At 66.2% G+C, this 19,209-nt stretch carries 18 protein-coding genes; 1 reads left to right on the top strand and 17 read right to left on the bottom strand.

The features are described 5' to 3' along the window. Positions 1-121 precede the first annotated feature (121 nt). The 3 genes from ACVJ6E_RS08415 to ACVJ6E_RS08405 all read right to left on the bottom strand — a co-directional run bounded on the left by ACVJ6E_RS08415 (position 122) and on the right by ACVJ6E_RS08405 (position 3,528). Positions 122-769, bottom strand: coding sequence for a DUF2497 domain-containing protein (locus ACVJ6E_RS08415; protein ID WP_305792121.1), 648 nt, complete (start codon positions 767-769; stop codon positions 122-124). 314 nt (positions 770-1,083) lie between these two features. Beyond that, positions 1,084-2,466 carry a TolC family outer membrane protein gene (locus ACVJ6E_RS08410; RefSeq protein ID WP_371811384.1) on the bottom strand — a complete coding sequence of 461 codons (1,383 nt, stop codon included), beginning with the start codon at positions 2,464-2,466 and terminating at the stop codon, positions 1,084-1,086. A gap of 399 nt (positions 2,467-2,865) precedes the next feature. Beyond that, entirely contained in the window at positions 2,866-3,528 is a 663-nt protein-coding gene (locus ACVJ6E_RS08405) for a protein-L-isoaspartate O-methyltransferase family protein (RefSeq protein ID WP_120267859.1), read from the bottom strand. Between the two features lie 313 nt (positions 3,529-3,841). On the opposite strand from ACVJ6E_RS08405, the gene ACVJ6E_RS08400 reads away from it, so the two are divergent. Further along, entirely contained in the window at positions 3,842-4,186 is a 345-nt protein-coding gene (locus tag ACVJ6E_RS08400; protein ID WP_120267858.1) for a hypothetical protein, read from the top strand. On the opposite strand, the gene ACVJ6E_RS08395 is transcribed toward ACVJ6E_RS08400, so the two are convergent. The 14 genes from ACVJ6E_RS08395 to nuoF form a co-directional block, all read right to left on the bottom strand. Then, positions 4,132-4,401 (bottom strand): DUF1467 family protein, encoded by a 270-nt coding sequence (locus tag ACVJ6E_RS08395; RefSeq protein WP_120267857.1) that lies wholly within the window; start codon positions 4,399-4,401, stop codon positions 4,132-4,134. The genes ACVJ6E_RS08400 and ACVJ6E_RS08395 overlap by 55 nt on opposite strands. Positions 4,402-4,439: 38 nt before the next feature. Beyond that, positions 4,440-4,844, bottom strand: coding sequence for a methylmalonyl-CoA epimerase (gene mce, locus ACVJ6E_RS08390; RefSeq protein WP_120267856.1), 405 nt, complete (start codon positions 4,842-4,844; stop codon positions 4,440-4,442). Positions 4,845-4,950: 106 nt separating this feature from the next. Then, positions 4,951-6,648: a ribonuclease J gene (locus ACVJ6E_RS08385; protein WP_120267855.1), complete on the bottom strand. Its 1,698-nt coding sequence runs from the start codon at positions 6,646-6,648 to the stop codon at positions 4,951-4,953. Between the two features lie 168 nt (positions 6,649-6,816). Beyond that, positions 6,817-7,629: a biotin--[acetyl-CoA-carboxylase] ligase gene (locus tag ACVJ6E_RS08380; RefSeq protein ID WP_120267854.1), complete on the bottom strand. Its 813-nt coding sequence runs from the start codon at positions 7,627-7,629 to the stop codon at positions 6,817-6,819. Then, a complete protein-coding gene (gene nuoN / locus ACVJ6E_RS08375; protein WP_120267853.1) occupies positions 7,626-9,080 on the bottom strand; it encodes an NADH-quinone oxidoreductase subunit NuoN in 1,455 nt (484 codons plus the stop codon). Before nuoN ends, ACVJ6E_RS08380 begins: the two co-directional genes overlap by 4 nt. 22 nt (positions 9,081-9,102) lie before the next feature. Continuing rightward, the gene (locus ACVJ6E_RS08370) at positions 9,103-10,614 is read right to left on the bottom strand and encodes an NADH-quinone oxidoreductase subunit M (protein WP_120267852.1); all 1,512 of its coding nucleotides are present in this window, start codon (positions 10,612-10,614) and stop codon (positions 9,103-9,105) included. Then, entirely contained in the window at positions 10,614-12,575 is a 1,962-nt protein-coding gene (gene nuoL / locus ACVJ6E_RS08365; RefSeq protein ID WP_120267851.1) for an NADH-quinone oxidoreductase subunit L, read from the bottom strand. The genes ACVJ6E_RS08370 and nuoL overlap by 1 nt, the downstream gene beginning before the upstream one ends. Positions 12,576-12,582: 7 nt before the next feature. Further along, entirely contained in the window at positions 12,583-12,891 is a 309-nt protein-coding gene (gene nuoK / locus ACVJ6E_RS08360) for an NADH-quinone oxidoreductase subunit NuoK (protein WP_067215325.1), read from the bottom strand. Between the two features lie 85 nt (positions 12,892-12,976). Further along, positions 12,977-13,591, bottom strand: a complete 615-nt coding sequence (locus ACVJ6E_RS08355) for an NADH-quinone oxidoreductase subunit J (protein WP_067215328.1) — start codon at positions 13,589-13,591, stop codon at positions 12,977-12,979. A gap of 128 nt (positions 13,592-13,719) precedes the next feature. Continuing rightward, the gene (gene nuoI, locus ACVJ6E_RS08350) at positions 13,720-14,208 is read right to left on the bottom strand and encodes an NADH-quinone oxidoreductase subunit NuoI (protein ID WP_067215330.1); all 489 of its coding nucleotides are present in this window, start codon (positions 14,206-14,208) and stop codon (positions 13,720-13,722) included. A 145-nt stretch (positions 14,209-14,353) separates the two neighbouring features. Beyond that, a complete protein-coding gene (locus tag ACVJ6E_RS08345) occupies positions 14,354-14,590 on the bottom strand; it encodes an NADH dehydrogenase (protein WP_067215332.1) in 237 nt (78 codons plus the stop codon). Positions 14,591-14,632: 42 nt separating this feature from the next. Further along, positions 14,633-15,691: an NADH-quinone oxidoreductase subunit NuoH gene (gene nuoH / locus ACVJ6E_RS08340; RefSeq protein WP_185925221.1), complete on the bottom strand. Its 1,059-nt coding sequence runs from the start codon at positions 15,689-15,691 to the stop codon at positions 14,633-14,635. Positions 15,692-15,703: 12 nt separating this feature from the next. Then, positions 15,704-17,803, bottom strand: coding sequence for an NADH-quinone oxidoreductase subunit NuoG (nuoG, locus tag ACVJ6E_RS08335; protein ID WP_120267849.1), 2,100 nt, complete (start codon positions 17,801-17,803; stop codon positions 15,704-15,706). 87 nt (positions 17,804-17,890) lie between these two features. Further along, complete coding sequence (gene nuoF, locus ACVJ6E_RS08330; RefSeq protein WP_067215338.1) at positions 17,891-19,195, bottom strand: NADH-quinone oxidoreductase subunit NuoF; 1,305 nt, start codon at positions 19,193-19,195, stop codon at positions 17,891-17,893. Positions 19,196-19,209 lie beyond the last annotated feature (14 nt).

Here is a 19,209-nt window from a genome sequence, read left to right as displayed (position 1 = left end):
ACTGATCGCGTGGTTACTCGCTGGCGCGGCGCCAAGTCAACCATCGCGCGGCGGCAGGTGCGCCACCGGAAACGAAAACGCCGCCCGGTGGGCGGCGTTTCGAGCGGTCAGGGACGCGGCGTCAACGCCCGCGCGATACCCGCTCGATCTCCTGGCGTACGAGCCGCTCGACCAGCGGAGGCAGGTTCTCGTCGAGCCAGCCCTTCAGCATCGGCCGAAGCATCTCCTTGACGAGATCCTCCAGCGTGCGCGCGTTGTTGGACAGGATGGTTCCGGCAAGATTGTGGAAGGCCGCCTGAACCGCCTGGTTGGCATCCGGCGACAACAGGTCGTCGCCCTCCGGCGCAGCCGAAGCACGGGGGGCCGCGCGCGGGGCGGCCTTGGGCGCCGGTGCCGGATCGGGCTCCTGATCGACGAAGGCGACGTCGCCCGCTTCGTCTTCATCGGTTCCCAGTCCCTCGACCATGTCGAAGGCGTCGATCTCGTCATCGGCCTCGACGGCCTGGTCCTCGGTCAGCTCCAGCACGTCGTCGGTATCGACGTCGATGTCGGCCTCGGCCTCCATCTCGACCTTCGCGGACACAGGCTCCTCGATCTCGACCTCGATGTCGTCGTCGCCGGCGGAATCGAACAGCTTGTCGAGATCGTCCTGGGACATCTCCTCGCCGGCAGCAGGCATCGCCTCCTCCGGCTCGGCTGCCGCCTTTCCGCCTGCGGGCGTATCTTCATCGGAGATGATCCGGCGGATGGACGCCAGGATTTCTTCCATTGAAGGTTCTTGAGCTTGACTGGCGTTAGCCATACCGATCCCCGCACTCGAAAACTCTGCGTCCGGCGTCGAGGCCGGAAAGCTTCTGACCGTCTGCAGCCCTTGGCGGAACTACCGAGTCGATCACGGAAAACTATAACGTGTTAAGCCGCTGGGGGAAACGCACCACCGCGCCGCCATGACCCAAGCCGACCCGAACGGGCCAACAATTCCCCGATTCGGGCTGTTTTGCACGAAAAACCGCCCCTGAACCCTCAGGAGCGGCCTTTCAAGTTGCAGTCGAGGCCGAACGGACAGCGCCCGTCTGCCTGCGCTCAGCGGCCGTCCGGCGTCTTCAGACCGTACCAGCTGTTGCGCACCTTCTTGTAATGCGCGGTCTCGTCGTAGCGGGCCACGGCAAGTCCGATCTGGTCGGAGGTCAGGCGTCCGATTGCCGAAATCAGGGTGTAGGCGGCAACCGTGCGGTTGCGCTGCGCGCTGATCAGGCTGACGCGGCTGTTGACCAGGTCGAACTGGGCGTTGAGCACGTCCAGCGTGGTGCGCTGGCCAACGCGCTGTTCCTCGATGACGCCTTCCAGCGCCAGCTGGTTGGCGGAAACGGCATCCTCGCCAGCCTGGATCGAGGCCAGCGCCGCCTGGTACTGGCCCCAGGCGGAGACGACATTGGCGCGGATCTGGTCGCGCGCCACGTCGAGCTGGATCTGGGTCTGGCCGAGTTCTTCCTTCGCCTGACGCACGCGGGACGACACCGCGCCGCCCTGATAGAGCGGGATCGACACGCGGCCGAAGATGCTGGCGCTGTCCACCGTGTCGGTGTTCCGCGAGGACGGCGGGCGCCACTGGCGCTGCAGGTCGGCCTCGACGGTGACGGTCGGCAGCAGTTCGCCCTCGATGGTCTTGACGCCGAACGTGCCGGCATCGACGAGATGCTGTGCGGCAAGAATCGACGGATGGTTGGCCGCGCTGAGGTTCAGCGCCTCATCCAGCGAGCGCGGCATGCGGCCATAGATCGAGGTGCGTGCGGACAGGGACTTCGGATCCGCCCCCACCACCTGGCGATAGATGGCCCGCGCGGTGTTCACGTTGGCCATCGCCAGGTTGAGGTCCGACTGGGCCTCCGAGTAGCGCGCCCGTGCCTGCGAGACGTCGGTCCGCGTGCCCTCGCCCACCTCGAAGCGGTCCTGCGCGGCGCGCACCTGCTCCGAAAGGAAGGCGAGGCTGCTGCGCCGCAGCGAGACGATGGCCGTGGTGCTGATCACGTCCATATAGGCGGTCGCGGCATCCAGCATCACCGACTGCTCGGTCGCCCGCAGGCTCTCGCGCTCGGCCCGAACCACGGCCTCGGCCTGGCGAACCGAGTTCACCGTGCGGAAGCCGCGGAAGAGCGCCTGCGACAGCGACAGGCCGACCGAGGCCGTGTTGCCGTAGTTCGAACGACCCGGATCGGTCCTGGAATATTGCGAGCCCACATCGATGCGGCCGAAGATCTGCGGGCGCCAGCCCGACAGAGCCTGCGGCACCGACTCATTCACCGAGCGCAGCGCCGCGCGGGCCGCGTTCAGCGTGGGATTGTCGGAATAGGCCTGCGCCAGCGCCTGGTCGATAGACTGCGCGCGTCCCGTCGCGGGCACGCCAGCGACCGCCACCGCAAGCGCGGTCGCAAAGAGCCATGAACCCGTCCGCTTCACCTTGAACACCCCTGTACAACTCCGGAGCAGCCGCGACGGCAGAATCACCGGCGGCCGACTTCTGTTTGACGCGGGTCCCTGTGACCCATGATCCTTCCTGTGCGGATCTGCGGTTTTCCGGTCCGCCCCAGGGGCGCCCGCCGCTTTTTGATCCTCGGAAAGCGCTGCAGTCTTGGCCGCTGCGCCATGCCGGTTGCCCGCCCTCCGTCGGACAGTCCACGGCATGCGTACTGTTATCCCCCACCGGTCGCGACACAACCTTTCAAAGGTAACGGCGCTCGCATTCGGGAGGGGCTGCGACCTCTCGGCAACACCTGTGTCCGAAAGTCACGTCGCGGAACATGAAAAGGGCCGCGCAGACACTCGTCCGGCGCGGCCCTGAACCTTGCAAAAAACCTTGGAAAACCGTCAGAAGACGAATTCCTTCGGGCGCTCGAAGCCTGGCAGCAGATGCGCCGCCGCGTTGAACGCGAAGCGCCCGGAAACCGCATCGCCCGAGCGCACGTAGAGCTCGGCCTGACCTGCCCCGCCAAGGCCGCGTACGACGACCAGCCGGCCGCCGTCCTTGAGCTGCGCGGTCAGCGTCGACGGCAGCTCCTCGACGGCGCCATCGACGAAGATCACGTCATAGGGACCTTCCGACGCCCCGCCCTTGGCGAGATCGCCCTCGATCACGGCCGCGTTCTCGATGCCGAGTTCCACCAGCAGTTCGGAAGCGGCCGCAGCGATCTGCGCATCCGACTCGATGCCGACGACCGATCCGGCCAGCCGCGCGAACACCGCCACGCTGTAGCCGGTGCCGCAGCCCACGCACAGAACCACCTCGCCCGGCTTGACGGAGGCCAGCTGCACCAGCTTGCCGAAGACATGCGGCTTCATCAGGTAGCGGCTGGTCTCGCCGCCGGCCACAAGGATGTCCTGGTCGCTATAGGCGATGCAGCGCTTGGAGGTCGGCACGAACCGCTCGCGCGGCACGCTTTCCATCGCGTCCAGCACCCTCAGGTCCGTGACGTCGTTGGTCCGCAGCTGGTTGTCCACCATGTGGGTGCGGACCTGCTCGTAATCGCCCATTGCACGCCTCTTTGCATTCTTGCGCCGGTCCGGCAGCATCCGGCCCGGCCTCGCGCCGGCCCGCCGGAGCGGACCTGCAAACCCTCATCCGGTTCCTTACCGGGGTCCGGCCCGCCTGACAAGCCGCACGCACGCGCAAGAGCTTGCAAGGCCCGCACTGCGAGATAACGATGCAATCACGGCGTGCATTCGAGGATGGCAACGGGGGTGGACAGTATGGCAGGCTGTTTCCGATGCAACCACGCAAGATCCCGGTGAAACAACGTCACCGGCGACGCGTCGTTGCGGCACCAGCCCGCCGAGGGAGTGCGTAATGCTGTTTGGCGATCCGAATGACAAGACGCCCGCCCAGTCGGGCTGGTCTGTCGACTGGCGCTTCGACCAGCTCCTGATGAAGCTGGGACGCTACGACCAGATGCCGCTGGCGCGCGGACTTGCCGGGCGCCGGTTCGGTTGCGACGACCTGTCTCTCCTCACCGGAGAGCAGAAGGCGCAATTCATCTCCGACTGCGAGCAGGAGCTGGCGATCGCCATCGCCCTGGACGGATCTGCGAAGGAGGGGCGGACGGGCAAGCGCCTGTCGCGCCTGCGTCCCCGCCGCCGTCAGCGGCTGCTGGGCGGCTTCAGGGGCAGGTCGTCGAGGGTCAGCCCGGAATAGACCTTCAGCCAATAGACCCCGGCAAAGACCACCGCCGCCACCACGGTGGTGATCAAGGCCTTCTTCAGCAGCTGCGGCCGCTGGGGCGCGCTGGATTCGGTGCCCGGAACCACCTCCCCGCCTTCTTCCTGCGTTACCACGCCGATCGGCAGGATCGCGAAGAGGATGATCCACCAGATGACGAAATAGATCGCGAGCGAGGAGACCAGAGACACCGCTTTGCCTTTTTAACGAGAACGTTGCACGCAGGTCGTCAGACCTGCTCCAGCTCCACCAGGGTGCCGTTGAAATCCTTCGGGTGCAGGAACAGCACCGGCTTGCCGTGCGCGCCGATCTTCGGCTCGCCCGTTCCCAGCACCCTCGCCCCCTTTTCCACCAGCCGGTCGCGGGCGGCGAGAATATCCTCCACCTCGTAACAGACATGATGGATGCCGCCGGAGGGATTGCGCTCCAGGAAGGCATTGATCGGCGAATTCTCGCCGAGCGCTTCCAGCAGCTCGATCTTGGTGTTGGGCAGTTCGATGAAGACGACGGTGACGCCATGGTCCGGCTCGGGCTGCGGCTGCGAAACCCGCGCCCCCAGCGTATCGCGATAGGTCGCCGTCGCGGCCTCAAGGTCCGGCACGGCGATGGCCACATGGTTCAGGCGTCCGATCATCAGCTTCCCTCCACAAGAGACGACGGCCGGGCCGCAGCGCCCGGCCCGCCCGTCATGACGCAACAGTCATGACGCATGGCGGGCGCGCCCGCCACCCGTCAATTGGTCACACGCGCTGGACCAGCGCCTCGGTCAGAGGCTTCTTGCCCCAGCAATCGCGCACGGCCGCACGCGCCGCGCGGCGGGCCGCCTCGGCGACGACGTCGTCGTCCTTGCGCCGGTTCTTGGGAATGCTTTCCAGCGCGGAGATCACCTCGTCGATGACGATGTCCTCCAGGTCGTCGCCCTCGCGGTCGGTTTCCGGCAGGCCGAACAGCGACGCCATCGGCTCTCCGATCAGCGCTCCCTTGGCGTCGATGACGACGCACACGGTCACCGCGCCGGCGAAGGAGAGCTTGCGCCGCTCGTTGACGCCCATCTCCTCCAGATCGCCGTAGAGCAGCCCGTCCTTGACGGTGATGCCGGTCGGCACCTCGTCGACCACCGTCAACTTGCCCGTCCCCAGCCGCACAACGTCGCCATTGCGGGCGATCAGCGTGTCCTTGATGCCGTGGCGCACCGCAAGGTCGCGATGCGCCTTCAGGTGCATCGCCTCGCCATGGGCGGGAATCAGCGCCTTCGGCTTCACCAGCTCGTAAAGCTGCACCAGCTCGTCCTGGCGCGGGTGGCCCGACACATGCACGAGTGCGTCGCGGTCAGTGACGATCTCGACTTCGGACTCGGCCAGCTTGTTGATGATGCTGCCGACCGCCTTCTCGTTGCCGGGGATCGTGCGGGAGGAAAAGATCACCATGTCGCCCTTCGACAGCGCGACATTCCGGTGGTCGCCGGACGCGATGCGCGCCAGCGCCGCCCTCTCCTCGCCCTGGCTGCCGGTCAGCAGCAGCACCACGCGCTCCGGCGGCAGGTAGCCATAGGCATCCTCGGACAGGAACGCGGGAAGGTCGTCGAGATAGCCGAGCTCGCGGGCGACCTCGATGGTCCGCTGCATGGAACGGCCCATCACCACCACATCGCGCTCGGCCTCCTGCGCGGCCAGAGCGACCGAGCGGATACGTGCCACGTTGGAGGCGAAGGTGGTCACCGCGACGCGGCGCTTGGCCTTGCGGATGACCTTGGCGAGCCCGGTGGAAACGTCCGCCTCGCTGGGGCTGGAGCCCTCGCGCGGGGCATTGGTGCTGTCGCAGATCAGGGCGAGGACGCCCTCGTCGCCGATCTCGGCCAGACGCTGGGTGTCGATCGGCTTGCCGATGCCCGGCGTCGGGTCGATCTTCCAGTCGCCCGAATGCAGCACCGTGCCGGCCGGGCTGCGGATCGCCAGCGCACACGGCTCGGGGATCGAATGCGACATGGCGACGAACTCGACCTCGAACGGGCCGATCTCGACGCGGGCGCCCTGCTCCACCACGGTGACCGGGATCTTGCCGACGCCCGGCTCGCCGGCGGCCTTGGCCTCCAGCAGCGCCGCCGTGAACGGCGTCATGTAGAGCGGCGCCTTGAGCCGCGGCCACAGATGCACGATGGCGCCGTAATGGTCCTCGTGCGCGTGGGTGATGACGATGCCGTCGAGCCGGTCTAGCTCTTCCTCGATGAAACGGATGTCGGGAACGACGATGTCGACGCCGGGAAGGTCCGGCCCGGCGAAGGTCACGCCGCAATCGACCATCAGCCAGCGGCGATCATGCTCCGGGCCGTAGCCGTAGAGCGCCATGTTCATGCCGATCTCGCCGAGGCCGCCGAGCGCGACGAACACGAGCTCGTTCTCGCCCGTGCCCTTGCCGCCGGCTCTTTTTCTGGTGGCCATTGAATGCTCCTGTATGGACCGACCAGGCGGCAGCGATCCTTGCGGATCCCGTCCCGGGCCGGTCGTCTCGAATGCCAATATGGGCCGTCCGCCGCATGCGGACAGCCTCGCGTCGCGTTTGTGGTCACCGGCAGGGCATCCGCGACATGCCCGCCTGCAATCTCGTCGTCAGCCGGCCGTATGGCCGGCAGCAGGTGTCCCCAGGGCCGCGCCATCGAAGAAGACATCGCCCGCGGCGATGGTCTGCCTCGTGTCGCCGGTCTCCAGCACCAGCCGTCCCTCCGGGTCGAGCCCGGCGAAAATCCCGTTCAGTTCGCGGTTCTCCAGCCGCACCCGGATCGGCGCACCGATGCCGACGGCGCGGCTGCGCCAGTCGTCGAGACAGCTCGAGAACGGCGCCTCGCGCCAGCGCTGCATGTGCCGCGCAAGGCTGGCGGCAAGCGCCGTGAAGGCCTGCTCCGGGCTGATCTGATAGCCGAGCCCGGCAAGGTCGGCCGCCTTGTAATCCGGCAGTTCCGGATGATGCGAAAGATTGAGCCCGAAGCCGCATACCACCGCCCGCCGTCCATCGGCAAGCATGGTGGCCTCCAGCAGGATGCCGGAAATCTTGGCGCCATCCACCAGGAGGTCGTTCGGCCACTTGAGCCGGACAAGTCCGTAGGAGCCGGTCATCGTGTCGACGGCATCGGCAAGGGCAAGCGCGGCGATCAGCGGGAACTGTCCGATCCGGGCGGGCGGCACCGGATCGATGGTCAACAAGGATGTATATAGGTTGCCCGGCTCGGAAACCCAAGGGCGGGCGCGCCGACCGCGCCCAGAGGTCTGGCGGCCGGCGACGATCCATAGATTGCCGGGATCTCCCTCGGCAGCCGCGGCAAGGGCGGCGCTGTTGGTCGACCCCAGTTCCGCGTGGGCGGCAACGCGGTATCCAGCGACGCCGGGAACCTTGCGGACCCGGCCGTCGAAGGCGAAGGTGCTCAGAACAGCGTCCCCGCTGCCGTGCCGGCCATCTCGACGATGGACCCGGCGAAGACCACGAAGAACACCACGAAGGCCGAGGACAGGCCGAGGGTGAACTTCAGCTCCACCGGCATCGGCAGGAACTGGCGTGCCGGCTCGTCGAAGAACATCACCTTGCAGATGCGCAGGTAATAGTAGGCACCGACCACCGAGGCCAGCATGCCGATCACCGCCAGCGGATAGAGACCCGCCTCGACCGCCGCCAGGAACACGTAGAACTTGGCGAAGAAGCCGACGAAGGGCGGAATGCCGGCCAGCGAGAACATCAGGATGCCGAGCAGCACCGCCATCGGCAGGTTGGTGCGCGACAGACCGGCGAGATCCGAGATCTCCTCGACCATGCCGTCCTTGCGGCGCATCGACAGGATGCAGGCGAAGGCACCCAGCGTCATCGCCAGATAGGCGGTCATGTAGATCATGACGCCTTCGACACCGGCCTTCGAGCCGGCGGCAAGGCCGACCAGCGCAAAGCCCATGTGGCCGATGGACGAATAGGCCATCAGGCGCTTGATGTTCTTCTGTCCGATCGCGGCGAAGGCGCCAAGCGCCATCGAGGCGATGGAGATGAACACGACGATCTGCTGCCAGTCGTGGGTCACCGGCTCGAACGCCTCGATGACGACACGGGTCATCAGACCCATGGCCGCGATCTTCGGCGCGGCGGCGAAGAAGGCCGTCACCGGGGTCGGCGCGCCCTCATAGACGTCCGGCGTCCACATGTGGAACGGCACGGCCGAGATCTTGAAGGCAAGGCCGGCGAGGATGAACACGAGGCCGAAGATCAGGCCGAGCGAAGACCCGCCCTGCGCGGTGACCGCCGCGGCGATGGCCGCAAAGCCGGTCTGGCCGGTGAAGCCGTAGACCAGCGACATGCCGTAGAGCAGCATGCCGGAGGACACCGAGCCGAGGACGAAATATTTCAGGCCCGCCTCGGTGGAGCGCACGCTGTCGCGGTTGAACGCCGCGATGACGTAGAGCGCCAGAGAGGACAGCTCGAGGCCGAGATAGAGCGTGATCAGATCGTTGGCCGACAGCATCAGGAGCATGCCGAGCGTCGACAGCACGATCAGCACCGGATACTCGAACCGCTCGAAATTCTCGTTGCGGGCGAAGGCGACCGACATGGCGATGGCGAAGCCAGAGCCGATCAGCGTCAGCAGCTTGAGATAGCGGGCAAAGCCGTCGAGCACGAAGGCGCCGTGGAAGCTCAGCGTTTCGGTGATACCGAACTGCGCGGGCAGCAGCAGCGGCAGCGCCGCCACCGCCAGCAGCGCGACCGACAGCGCGGTCACGTAGGGCGTGATCTTGCGGCCGCCGAACACGCCGATCATCAGCAGCGCCAGCGCGCCGATGGCGAGAAACAGCTCCGGCAGCGCGGGCGAGAGATCCGGGAGTTGGGAATAGGCGTTCATGGCGTCTTTCGTCCTCGGGACCTTACTGCGCCAGCATGGCGGTCGACTGGGCCGCCTCGATCGCGGCCTGGTATTGCGTGACCAGCGCGCCCACGGAGGCGGCTGTGGCATCCAGGATCGGCGCCGGATAGAAGCCGAACAGGATGGTCAGGATGATCATCGGAACCAGGATCACCTTCTCGCGGAGCGTCAGGTCGGTGATCGACTTAAGGCTCTCCTTGTCGAGCACGCCGAACACGACGCGCCGGTAGAGGAAGAGCGCATAGGCGGCCGACAGGATGACGCCCGAGGTCGCGATCAGGGCCACCCAGGTGTTCACCTGGAACGCGCCCATCAGCGTCAGGAACTCGCCGACGAAGCCGCTGGTGCCCGGAAGGCCGACATTGGCCATGGTGAAGATCAGGAAGGCCACCGCATAGAACGGCATCCGGTTCACCAGACCGCCATAGGCGGCGATGTCGCGGGTGTGCATGCGGTCATAGATCACGCCGACGCACAGGAACAGCGCGCCGGAGACGATGCCGTGCGAAAGCATCTGGAACAGCGCACCCTGCACGCCCTGCTCCGTCATGGTGAAGATGCCCATGGTCACGTAGCCCATGTGCGCCACCGAGGAGTAGGCGATCAGCTTCTTGATGTCTTCCTGGGCGAGCGCCACCAGCGAGGTGTAGACGATGGCCACCACCGAGAGGGTGAAGATCAGCGGCGCGAACATCTCGCTCGCCAGCGGGAACATCGGCAGCGAGAAGCGCAGGAAGCCGTAGCCGCCCATCTTCAGCAGGATCGCCGCCAGGATGACCGAGCCGGCCGTCGGCGCCTCGACGTGCGCATCCGGCAGCCAGGTATGCACCGGCCACATCGGCATCTTCACCGCGAAGGAGGCGAAGAAGGCCAGCCACAGCCAGGTCTGCATGTTCTCAGGGAAGCCGTGCGACATCAGTGTCGGGATGTCGGTGGTGCCCGCGTTCCAGTACATCGCCATCAGCGCGATCAGCATCAGGAGCGAGCCGAGCAGCGTGTAGAGGAAGAACTTGTAGCTGGCATAGACGCGCCGCTTGCCGCCCCACACGCCGATGATCAGGAACATCGGGATCAGGCTGGCCTCGAAGAACACGTAGAACATGACCAGGTCCAGCGCGCAGAACACGCCGATCATCAGCGTTTCCAGCACCAGGAAGGCGATCATGTATTCCTTCACCCGCAGCTGCACGCTCTGCCAGCTGGCGAGGATGCAGAAGGGCATCAGGAACGTGGTCAGGATGACGAACAGCATGGAGATGCCGTCGACGCCCATCCGGTAGCCCATGTTCGCACCCAGCCACTCCCCGCTTTCCTGGAACTGGAAGCCGGGATTTGCCGCATCGAAGCCGCCCCAGATGAAGAGCGACACGATGAAGGTGAACACCGTGGTGATCAGCGCCACGCGGCGCATGTTCTCCTTCGCCCCCTCGTCCTCGCCGCGGACCAGCAGGATGAAGAAGACGCCGACCAGCGGAAGGAAGGTCGTGATCGAAAGAAGCGGCCAGTTGCTCATCAGTGAGCGCCCCCGACGGAGAACATGGACCAGGTGATCAGCGCGGCGACGCCGATCAGCATGGCGAATGCGTAGTGATAGAGATATCCGGTCTGCAGACGCACGGCCCAGGAGCTGACGTCCTGGACGCGGGCGGCGATGCCGTCCGGTCCGAGCCGGTCGATGGTCGCCCCGTCGCCCTTCTTCCAGAGTTGGCGGCCGAGCCACATGGCGGGCCGGACGAAGATCGCGTCATACAGCTCGTCGAAGTACCACTTGTTCAACAGGAAGCGGTACAGGCCGTCGTGACGCTCCGCCAGGCGGCGCGGGATCTCGGGCGAGCGGATGTAGAACAGCCAGGCGAACGCGAAGCCGAGCACCATCATCACGAAGGGCGATGCCTTCACCCACAGCGGCACCTCGTGGATGTCGTGCAGGATATGGTTCTCCTCGGAGGTGAACAGCGCCCCCTTCCAGAAGCCCTCGTAGCCCTCGCCCATGAACACGCCGGCAAAAGCGAGACCCGCGAACAGCGCGCCGACCGACAGGATCATCAGGGGCACGGTCATCACCAGCGGGCTCTCGTGCACATGCTTCATCACGTCGACGGAGGCACGCGGCTTGCCGTGGAAGGTCATGAAGGCAAGGCGCCAGGAGTAGAACGAGGTCAGGCCGGCAGCCGCCACGGTCAGCCAGAAGCCGTACATGGCGAAGGCGTTGTGGCCGACATAGGCCGCCTCGATCACACCGTCCTTGGAGAAGAAGCCGGCGGTCAGCGGGAAGCCGGTCAGAGCCAGCGTGCCGATCACCATCATCCAGTAGGTCAGCGGGATATGCTTGCGCAGCCCGCCCATCTTGCGCATGTCCTGCTCGTTCGACACGGCATGGATCACCGAGCCGGCGCCGAGGAACAAGAGCGCCTTGAAGAAGGCGTGCGTGAACAGGTGGAAGATCGCGATTGAGTAGCCGCCGACGCCGAGCGCGACGAACATGTAGCCGAGCTGCGAGCAGGTCGAGTAGGCGATGACGCGCTTGATGTCGTTCTGGACGAGGCCGACGGTCGCGGCAAAGAACGCCGTCGTCGCGCCGAAGAACGTCACCACGGTCAGCGCGGTGTGCGACAGCTCGAAGACCGGCGACAGACGCGCGACCATGAACACGCCCGCGGTCACCATGGTGGCGGCGTGGATCAGCGCGGAGACCGGCGTCGGGCCTTCCATCGCGTCCGGCAGCCAGGTGTGCAGCAGAAACTGCGCCGACTTGCCCATGGCGCCCATGAAAAGCAGCAGGCAGGTCACGGTCAGCGCCGCGTCCTGAGTCAGCTGGTAGCCGAGGAAGTCGAGCACGACCTTCGGCTCGCCTTCCGCGAAGGCCTGGGCATTGGCGAAGATCGCGTCGTAGTCGGCCGAGCCGAACAGCACGAAGATGCCGAAGATGCCGAGGATGAAGCCGAAGTCGCCGACGCGGTTGACCACGAAGGCCTTCATCGCCGCGGCGTTCGCCGAGGGCTTCTGGTACCAGAAGCCGATCAGCAGATACGAGGCGAGACCGACGCCCTCCCAGCCGAAGAACATCTGCAGCAGGTTGTCGGAGGTCACCAGCGTCAGCATGGCGAAGGTGAACAGCGACAGATAGGCAAAGAAGCGCGGCCGGTGCGGATCGTGGTGCATGTAGCCGATGGAGTAGACATGCACGAGCGCGGACACGGAGTTGACCACCACCAGCATGACGGCGGTCAGCGTGTCGACACGGATCGTCCACTCGACATCGAACGTGCCGGACGTGATCCAGCGCATCACCGGCTCCTTGACCACGGCAGTGTCGCCGAAGCCGATGGAGAAGAACCCGATCCACGACAGGATGGCCGCCACGATCAGCAGGCCGGAGGTGACGTATTCGCTCGCCTTGGCGCCGATCACCCGGCCGAAGAGGCCGGCGATCAGGAAGCCGATCAGGGGCAGAAAGACGATAAGCTGGTACATCCTGCCCTTACCCCTTCATCATGTTGACGTCTTCAACCGCGATCGAGCCGCGGTTGCGGTAGAACACCACCAGGATCGCAAGGCCGATGGCCGCCTCGGCAGCCGCGACGGTCAGCACCAGAAGCGCGAAGACCTGCCCGACCAGATCGCCGAGGAACGCCGAGAAGGCGACCAGGTTGATGTTGACGGAGAGCAGCAAGAGCTCCACCGACATCAGGATGACGATCACGTTCTTGCGGTTCAGGAAGATGCCGAAGATTCCGATGGTGAACAGAATCGCGGCGACCGCCAGATAGTGTGACAGACCGATTTCCATGGGCGCCTCGTGATGCTCCCCCGAGTGAGACCTTGCGGCGCGCGGCCCGGGCGGGCGCGCACCTGTCATGTGAATGGCGGGATCCTCAGATACCCTTGCCGGTTTCGACCTTGCGCACCTCGACCGACGCTTCGCGCGTGCGGCCGACCTGCTCAGAGATGTTCTGCCGCCGCACGCCTTCCTTGTGGCGCAGCGTCAGCACGATGGCGCCGATCATCGCCACCAGCAGGACGAGGCCGGCCGTCTGAAAGAACAGGATGTAGCGGGTGTAGACGAGCTCGCCGAGCGCGCGGATGTTCGACATGTCCGCAGGCAGCGGTGCGGGCGCGGCCGTCGTTCCGGCGATCTCTGGCGATATCACCCAGGCGCCGAGCACGAACAGCAGCTCGACCAGGAGGATCAGGCCGATCAGGCCGCCCACCGGCATGTACTGCAGGAAGCCCTGGCGCATCTCGACGAAGTCGACGTCGAGCATCATCACCACGAACAGGAACAGCACCATCACCGCGCCGACATAGACGACGACGAGCAGCATCGCCAGGAACTCCGCCCCAAGCAGGATGAACAGGCCCGCGGCGTTGAAGAAGGCGAGAATCAGGAACAGGACGGAGTGCACCGGATTGCGGGACGCGATGACCATGAAGGCCGACGCGACCGCAACAGCGGCGAAGAGATAGAAGAAGATGGCTTGCAGGACCATGTCGCGGTGTGCCCCCGTCGTCCCCGTTTAAGTCGCAGCCGCGTCGCGGCTCCAGATGAATTGGGCGCTTCCGGCGCGCAGCGGCCTCGTCTTAGACCACGGGCCGCGCGCCGTCCACTCCCGCCGCCTCAGCGATAAGGCGCGTCCATGGCGATGTTGCTGGCGATCTCCCGCTCCCAACGGTCGCCGTTCGCCAGCAGCTTTTCCTTGTCGTAGTACAGCTCCTCGCGCGTCTCGGTGGCGAACTCGAAGTTCGGGCCCTCGACGATCGCGTCCACCGGGCACGCCTCCTGGCAGAAGCCGCAGTAGATGCACTTGACCATGTCGATGTCGTAACGGGTCGTGCGCCGCGTGCCGTCGTTGCGGCGCGGGCCGGCCTCGATGGTGATCGCCTGAGCCGGACAGATCGCCTCGCACAGCTTGCACGCGATGCAGCGCTCCTCGCCGTTCGGATAACGGCGCAGCGCGTGCTCGCCGCGGAAGCGCGGGCTCACCGGCCCCTTCTCGAAGGGGTAGTTGATGGTCGGCTTCGGCTTGAAGAAGTAGCGCATCGCCAGGAAGAAGGCGGAGACGAACTCCTTCAGCAGAAGCGATTTTGCCGCCTGTTGCAGTGCCATGGCGTCTAGCCCCGTGGTTACGTTTTCCTCTGGCCCGCCCGCCGGTCCCGCAAGCCCCGACAAGAGCGCGGACCGCGAGCGGCCAAATCCTTGAACTGTACCGGCATGCCGCCCGTCGGCCGCCGACCCGGAATTCCCCGCCCGCCTAACCGGCGAGCGAACTGCCTGCCAGGTACCCGACCACCGGAAACCCGACCAGCGAGAAGGCCATCACCAGGATCTGGAGCTGGCCCATGTATCGCCCGAGCAGGCTTTCACGCCCGCTCTGCTTCTTTTGCCGTTCCGCCGCCGCCCTCAGGACGCCGACGACGATCTTGTAGTCGATCCAGCCCACATAGAGGCCGATGGCGGCACCGATCAGTCCTGCAATCGAGACCGACATGCCGCCCTCTCCTTATGTGCCCGGCTCTCGCCCGCCCGGCCCTTACGCGCCGGTCGGCGCCCAGCCCATGGCCATCAGCACGGCCGCCACGACGAACACCATGGCCAGCGACAGCGGCAGGAACACCTTCCAGCCGAGGCGCATCAGCTGGTCGTACCGGTAGCGCGGGACCATCGCCTTGACCATCGCGAACATGAAGAACACCAGCAGCGACTTCAGCAGGAACCAGACGAAGCCCGGGACCCAGGTGAAGGGTGCGACGTCCAGCGGCGGCAGCCAGCCACCCATGAACAGGATGGTCGTCAGCGCACACATCAGCGCGATCGACACATACTCGCCGAGCATGAACATCATGTAGGGCGTGGAGCCGTACTCGACCATGAAACCGGCGACCAGCTCGGACTCGGCCTCGGCCAGATCGAACGGAGGACGGTTGGTCTCCGCCAGCGCCGAGATGAAGAAGATCACGAACATCGGGAACAGCGGCAGCCAGTACCAGTTCAGGAAGGCCAGCCACGGAAGCCCAAGCGCGCTGGCAAGGCCGGTCTTCTGCGCCAGGACGATGTCCGTGAGGTTCAGCGAGCCGACGCACAAGAGCACCGTCACGATGACGAAGCCGATGGACACCTCGTAGGAGACCATCTGCGCCGCCGAGCGCAGCGCAGACAGGAACGGATACTTCGAGTTCGAGGCCCAACCGCCGATGATGATGCCGTAGACGCCGAGCGAGGAGATCGCGAGGATGAACAGGATGCCGACATTGATGTCGGCGATCACCCACCCGTCGGCGACCGGAACCACCGCCCAGGCGGTCAGCGCCAGCGTCACGGTGACCAGCGGCGCCAGTAGGAACAGGCCCTTGTTGGCGCCGGCCGGGATCACCGGCTCCTTCAGCACGAATTTCAGAAGGTCGGCAAAGGACTGCAGCAGGCCCCAGGGCCCGACGACGTTCGGGCCGCGACGGATCTGCACCGCCGCCCAGACCTTGCGGTCCGCGTACAGGATGTAGGCCACGATCAGCAGCAGTGCGACCAGCAGCAGCACGCTCTGTGCCACCATGATGATCAGCGGGAAGAGATAATCCGCCCAGAAGTCCGCCATCATTGCCCCCGTTTACTCCGCGGCCTCTGCCGCGCGTGCCTTGGCGAGGGCCGAACACTCGGCCATCGTCGCGGAGGCCCGCGCGATCGGATTGGTCAGGTAGAAGTCGGTGATCGCCGGCTGGAACGCCTCGCCGGCCATCTTGCCGCCGAGGTCGGCCGCCTTCGCGGTGCCCTCGCCGCCGTCGTTCTCAATGGCATCGATGCGCGCCATCAGCGGATGCGCCGCATAGAGCGCCTTGCGCAGGTCCTCAAGCGAGTCGAACGCCAGCGCCGATCCCAGCTGCGCGGAGAGCGCACGCAGGATCGCCCAGTCCTCGCGGGCCTCGCCCGGAGGGAATGCGGCCCGGTCGCCGAGCTGCACGCGGCCCTCGGTGTTGACCCAGGTGCCCGACTTCTCGGTATAGGCAGCACCCGGCAGGATCACGTCGGCGCGGTGTGCGCCGCGGTCGCCATGGGTGCCGACATAGACCACGAAGGCCGAGCCGAAGGCGCCCATGTCCATCTCGTCGGCGCCGAGCAGGAACACGACGTCCATCGCGCCCTCGCCTGCCGCCTGCTGGATCTCGGCCGTGCCCTTGCCGCCCTCGCCCGGCACGAAGCCGATGTCGAGGCCGCCGACGCGCGAGGCCGCAGTGTGCAGCACCGAGAAGCCGTTCCAGTCGGAACCGACCGCACCGACCGAACGGGCCAGCGCAGCAGCAGCCGACAGGACGGCCGCGCCATCGGCGCGCGACAGCGCGCCCTGGCCGACGATGATCAACGGGCGCTCGGCGTTCTTCAGAACGTCGGCGAAGCCGTGCTTGCCGGCGGCAAGATCCGCCAGCGTCTCGGCGCCAGCGCCCAGATACGTCGCCGGGTAGGTCAGGTCGGCCTGCTGGCCGATGACGCCAACGGGAAGCGGGCCCATGCGCATGCGCTTGCGGATGCGCGCGTTCAGCACCGGAGCCTCGAGACGCGGGTTGGAGCCGATGATCAGCACCGCATCCGCGTCCTCGATCCCCTCGATGGTCGCGTTGAACAGATAGGAGGAGCGGCCGAGCGCCGGATCGAGCGCGGCCCCGTCCTGGCGGCAGTCGATGTTCGCCGAGCCGAGGGCCGTCATCAGGCTCTTCAGCGCGAACATTTCCTCAACGCTCGCCAGATCGCCGGCGATCGCCGCCAGCTTCTCCGGGCTCGACGCCTTGACCTTGGAGGCGATGGCGGCGAACGCCTCGCCCCAGCTGGCCGGGCGCAGCTTGCCATCGACGCGCACATAGGGGCGGTCGAGGCGCTGGGTCTTCAGGCCGTCCCAGATGTAGCGGGTCTTGTCGGAGATCCACTCCTCGTTGACCGCCTCGTTGAGACGCGGCAGCACGCGCATGACCTCGCGGCCGCGGGTGTCGACGCGGATCGCCGAGCCGACCGCGTCCATCACGTCGATGGTCTCGGTCTTCTTCAGCTCCCACGGACGGGCCTGGAAGGCATAGGGCTTGTGGGTCAGCGCACCGACCGGGCACAGGTCAACGACGTTGCCCTGCATCTCGGAGGACAGCGCGTTCTCCAGATAGGAGGTGATCTCGGCATCCTCGCCACGGCCGATCAGGCCGAGGTCGGCGACGCCGCAGACTTCCGTGGTGAAGCGGACGCAGCGCGTGCAGTGGATGCAGCGCGTCATGATCGTCTTCACCAGCGGGCCGATATACTTGTCCTCGACGGCGCGCTTGTTCTCCGCATAGCGGGACGCGTCGACGCCATAGGCCATGGCCTGGTCCTGCAGATCGCACTCGCCGCCCTGATCGCAGATCGGGCAGTCGAGCGGATGGTTGATCAGCAGGAACTCCATCACGCCCTCGCGGGCCTTCTTGACCATCGGGGTCTTGGTGAAGACCTCCGGCGGCTCGCCGTTCGGGCCCGGGCGCAGGTCGCGCACGTTCATGGCGCAGGAGGCCACCGGCTTCGGCGGTCCGCCCTTCACCTCGACGAGGCACATGCGGCAGTTGCCGGCAATCGACAGCCGGTCGTGGAAACAGAAGCGCGGCACCTCGGCCCCCGCCGCCTCGCAAGCCTGCAGCAGCGTGTAGTCCTGCGGAACCTCGATCTCCTTGCCGTCGACAAAGATCGTCTTGTTCATGCCTTGCTGCCCTCGCGGCTTGCCCGCAGCGCCCTTTTCGCGCGCGAACGTGTCGTCCTGTTTCCTGCGACCATCTCTGCGGCCGCCTTACTGTGCCGCTGCCAGCGACTGCGCCGGCTTGCGGCTCTTGGCCACGTACTGGTCGATGCGTTCCTCGATCACCGGCCGGAAGTTGCGGATCAGGCCCTGGATCGGCCATGCGGCCGCGTCGCCGAGGGCGCAGATCGTGTGGCCTTCCACCTGCTTGGTGACGTCGAAGAGCATGTCGATCTCTTCCTTGGAGGCGTTGCCCGCCACCATGCGCTCCATCACGCGCCACATCCAGCCCGTGCCCTCGCGGCACGGCGTGCACTGTCCGCAGCTCTCGTGCTTGTAGAAGTACGACAGGCGGGCAATGGCCTTGATGATATCGGTGGAGCGATCCATCACGATCACCGCCGCCGTGCCGAGGCCCGAGCCCAGCCCGCGCAGGCTGTCGAAGTCCATCGGACAGTCGATGATGTTCTCCGCCGTCACGCACGGCACGGACGAGCCGCCCGGGATCACGGCGAGCAGGTTGTCCCAGCCGCCGCGGATGCCGCCGCAATGGCGGTCGATCAGCTCGCGGAAGGGAATGCCCATCTCTTCCTCGACCGTGCAGGGACGGTTCACGTGGCCGGAAACGCAGAACAGCTTGGTGCCCGCATTGTTCGGCTTGCCGAGGCCCGAGAACCACGCAGCGCCCCGGCGCAGGATGGTCGGGGCAACAGCGATGGACTCCACGTTGTTCACCGTCGTCGGGCAACCGTAGAGGCCGACATTCGCCGGGAACGGCGGCTTCAGCCGCGGCTGGCCCTTCTTGCCTTCCAGGCTCTCCAGCAGCGCGGTTTCCTCGCCGCAGATATAGGCGCCGGCGCCGTGGTGGACATAGATGTCGAAGTCGTAGCCGTTCTTGTTGTTCTTGCCGATCAGCCCGGCCTCATAGGCCTGGTCGATGGCCGCCTGCAGGCGCTCGCGCTCGCGGATGAATTCGCCGCGCACATAGATGTAGGCAGCGATCGCGCCCATCGCGTAACCGGCGATCAGGCAGCCCTCGACCAGCGTGTGCGGGTCATGGCGCAGTATCTCGCGGTCCTTGCAGGTGCCCGGCTCGGACTCGTCCGCATTCACGACGAGATAGGCCGGACGACCGTCCGACTCCTTCGGCATGAACGACCACTTGAGGCCGGTCGGGAAGCCCGCACCGCCGCGCCCGCGCAGGCCCGACGTCTTCATCTCGTTGATGATCCAGTCGCGGCCCTTGTCGATGAGGCCCTTGGTGCCGTCCCAATGGCCGCGCTGACGCGCGCCATCCAGGCCCCAGTCGTGCAGGCCGTAGATATTGGTGAAGATCCGGTCCTGATCCTGCAGCATCGCGATCCCCTTCC

The organism is Stappia sp. G46H5W, from assembly GCF_058448995.1.
The sequence above is the reverse complement of the archived record's forward strand: the minus strand, read 5'-3'. Positions and strand labels throughout refer to the sequence as shown.

What these genes read in the sequence shown, in the direction of transcription:
- ACVJ6E_RS08405 (WP_120267859.1), bottom strand. Translation starts at nt 3,528, where the DNA reads ATGGGCGATTACGAGCAGGTCCGCACCCACATGGTGGACAACCAGCTG.
- nuoL (WP_120267851.1), bottom strand. Translation starts at nt 12,575, where the DNA reads ATGTACCAGCTTATCGTCTTTCTGCCCCTGATCGGCTTCCTGATCGCC.
- ACVJ6E_RS08355 (WP_067215328.1), bottom strand. Translation starts at nt 13,591, where the DNA reads ATGGTCCTGCAAGCCATCTTCTTCTATCTCTTCGCCGCTGTTGCGGTC.
- nuoF (WP_067215338.1), bottom strand. Translation starts at nt 19,195, where the DNA reads ATGCTGCAGGATCAGGACCGGATCTTCACCAATATCTACGGCCTGCAC.
- nuoI (WP_067215330.1), bottom strand. Translation starts at nt 14,208, where the DNA reads ATGGCACTGCAACAGGCGGCAAAATCGCTTCTGCTGAAGGAGTTCGTC.
- nuoK (WP_067215325.1), bottom strand. Translation starts at nt 12,891, where the DNA reads ATGGAAATCGGTCTGTCACACTATCTGGCGGTCGCCGCGATTCTGTTC.
- ACVJ6E_RS08385 (WP_120267855.1), bottom strand. Translation starts at nt 6,648, where the DNA reads ATGGCCACCAGAAAAAGAGCCGGCGGCAAGGGCACGGGCGAGAACGAG.
- ACVJ6E_RS08345 (WP_067215332.1), bottom strand. Translation starts at nt 14,590, where the DNA reads ATGTCGGTCTCGATTGCAGGACTGATCGGTGCCGCCATCGGCCTCTAT.
- nuoG (WP_120267849.1), bottom strand. Translation starts at nt 17,803, where the DNA reads ATGAACAAGACGATCTTTGTCGACGGCAAGGAGATCGAGGTTCCGCAG.
- ACVJ6E_RS08415 (WP_305792121.1), bottom strand. Translation starts at nt 769, where the DNA reads ATGGAAGAAATCCTGGCGTCCATCCGCCGGATCATCTCCGATGAAGAT.
- nuoH (WP_185925221.1), bottom strand. Translation starts at nt 15,691, where the DNA reads ATGGCGGACTTCTGGGCGGATTATCTCTTCCCGCTGATCATCATGGTG.
- nuoN (WP_120267853.1), bottom strand. Translation starts at nt 9,080, where the DNA reads ATGAACGCCTATTCCCAACTCCCGGATCTCTCGCCCGCGCTGCCGGAG.
- ACVJ6E_RS08400 (WP_120267858.1), top strand. Translation starts at nt 3,842, where the DNA reads ATGCTGTTTGGCGATCCGAATGACAAGACGCCCGCCCAGTCGGGCTGG.
- ACVJ6E_RS08370 (WP_120267852.1), bottom strand. Translation starts at nt 10,614, where the DNA reads ATGAGCAACTGGCCGCTTCTTTCGATCACGACCTTCCTTCCGCTGGTC.
- mce (WP_120267856.1), bottom strand. Translation starts at nt 4,844, where the DNA reads ATGATCGGACGCCTGAACCATGTGGCCATCGCCGTGCCGGACCTTGAG.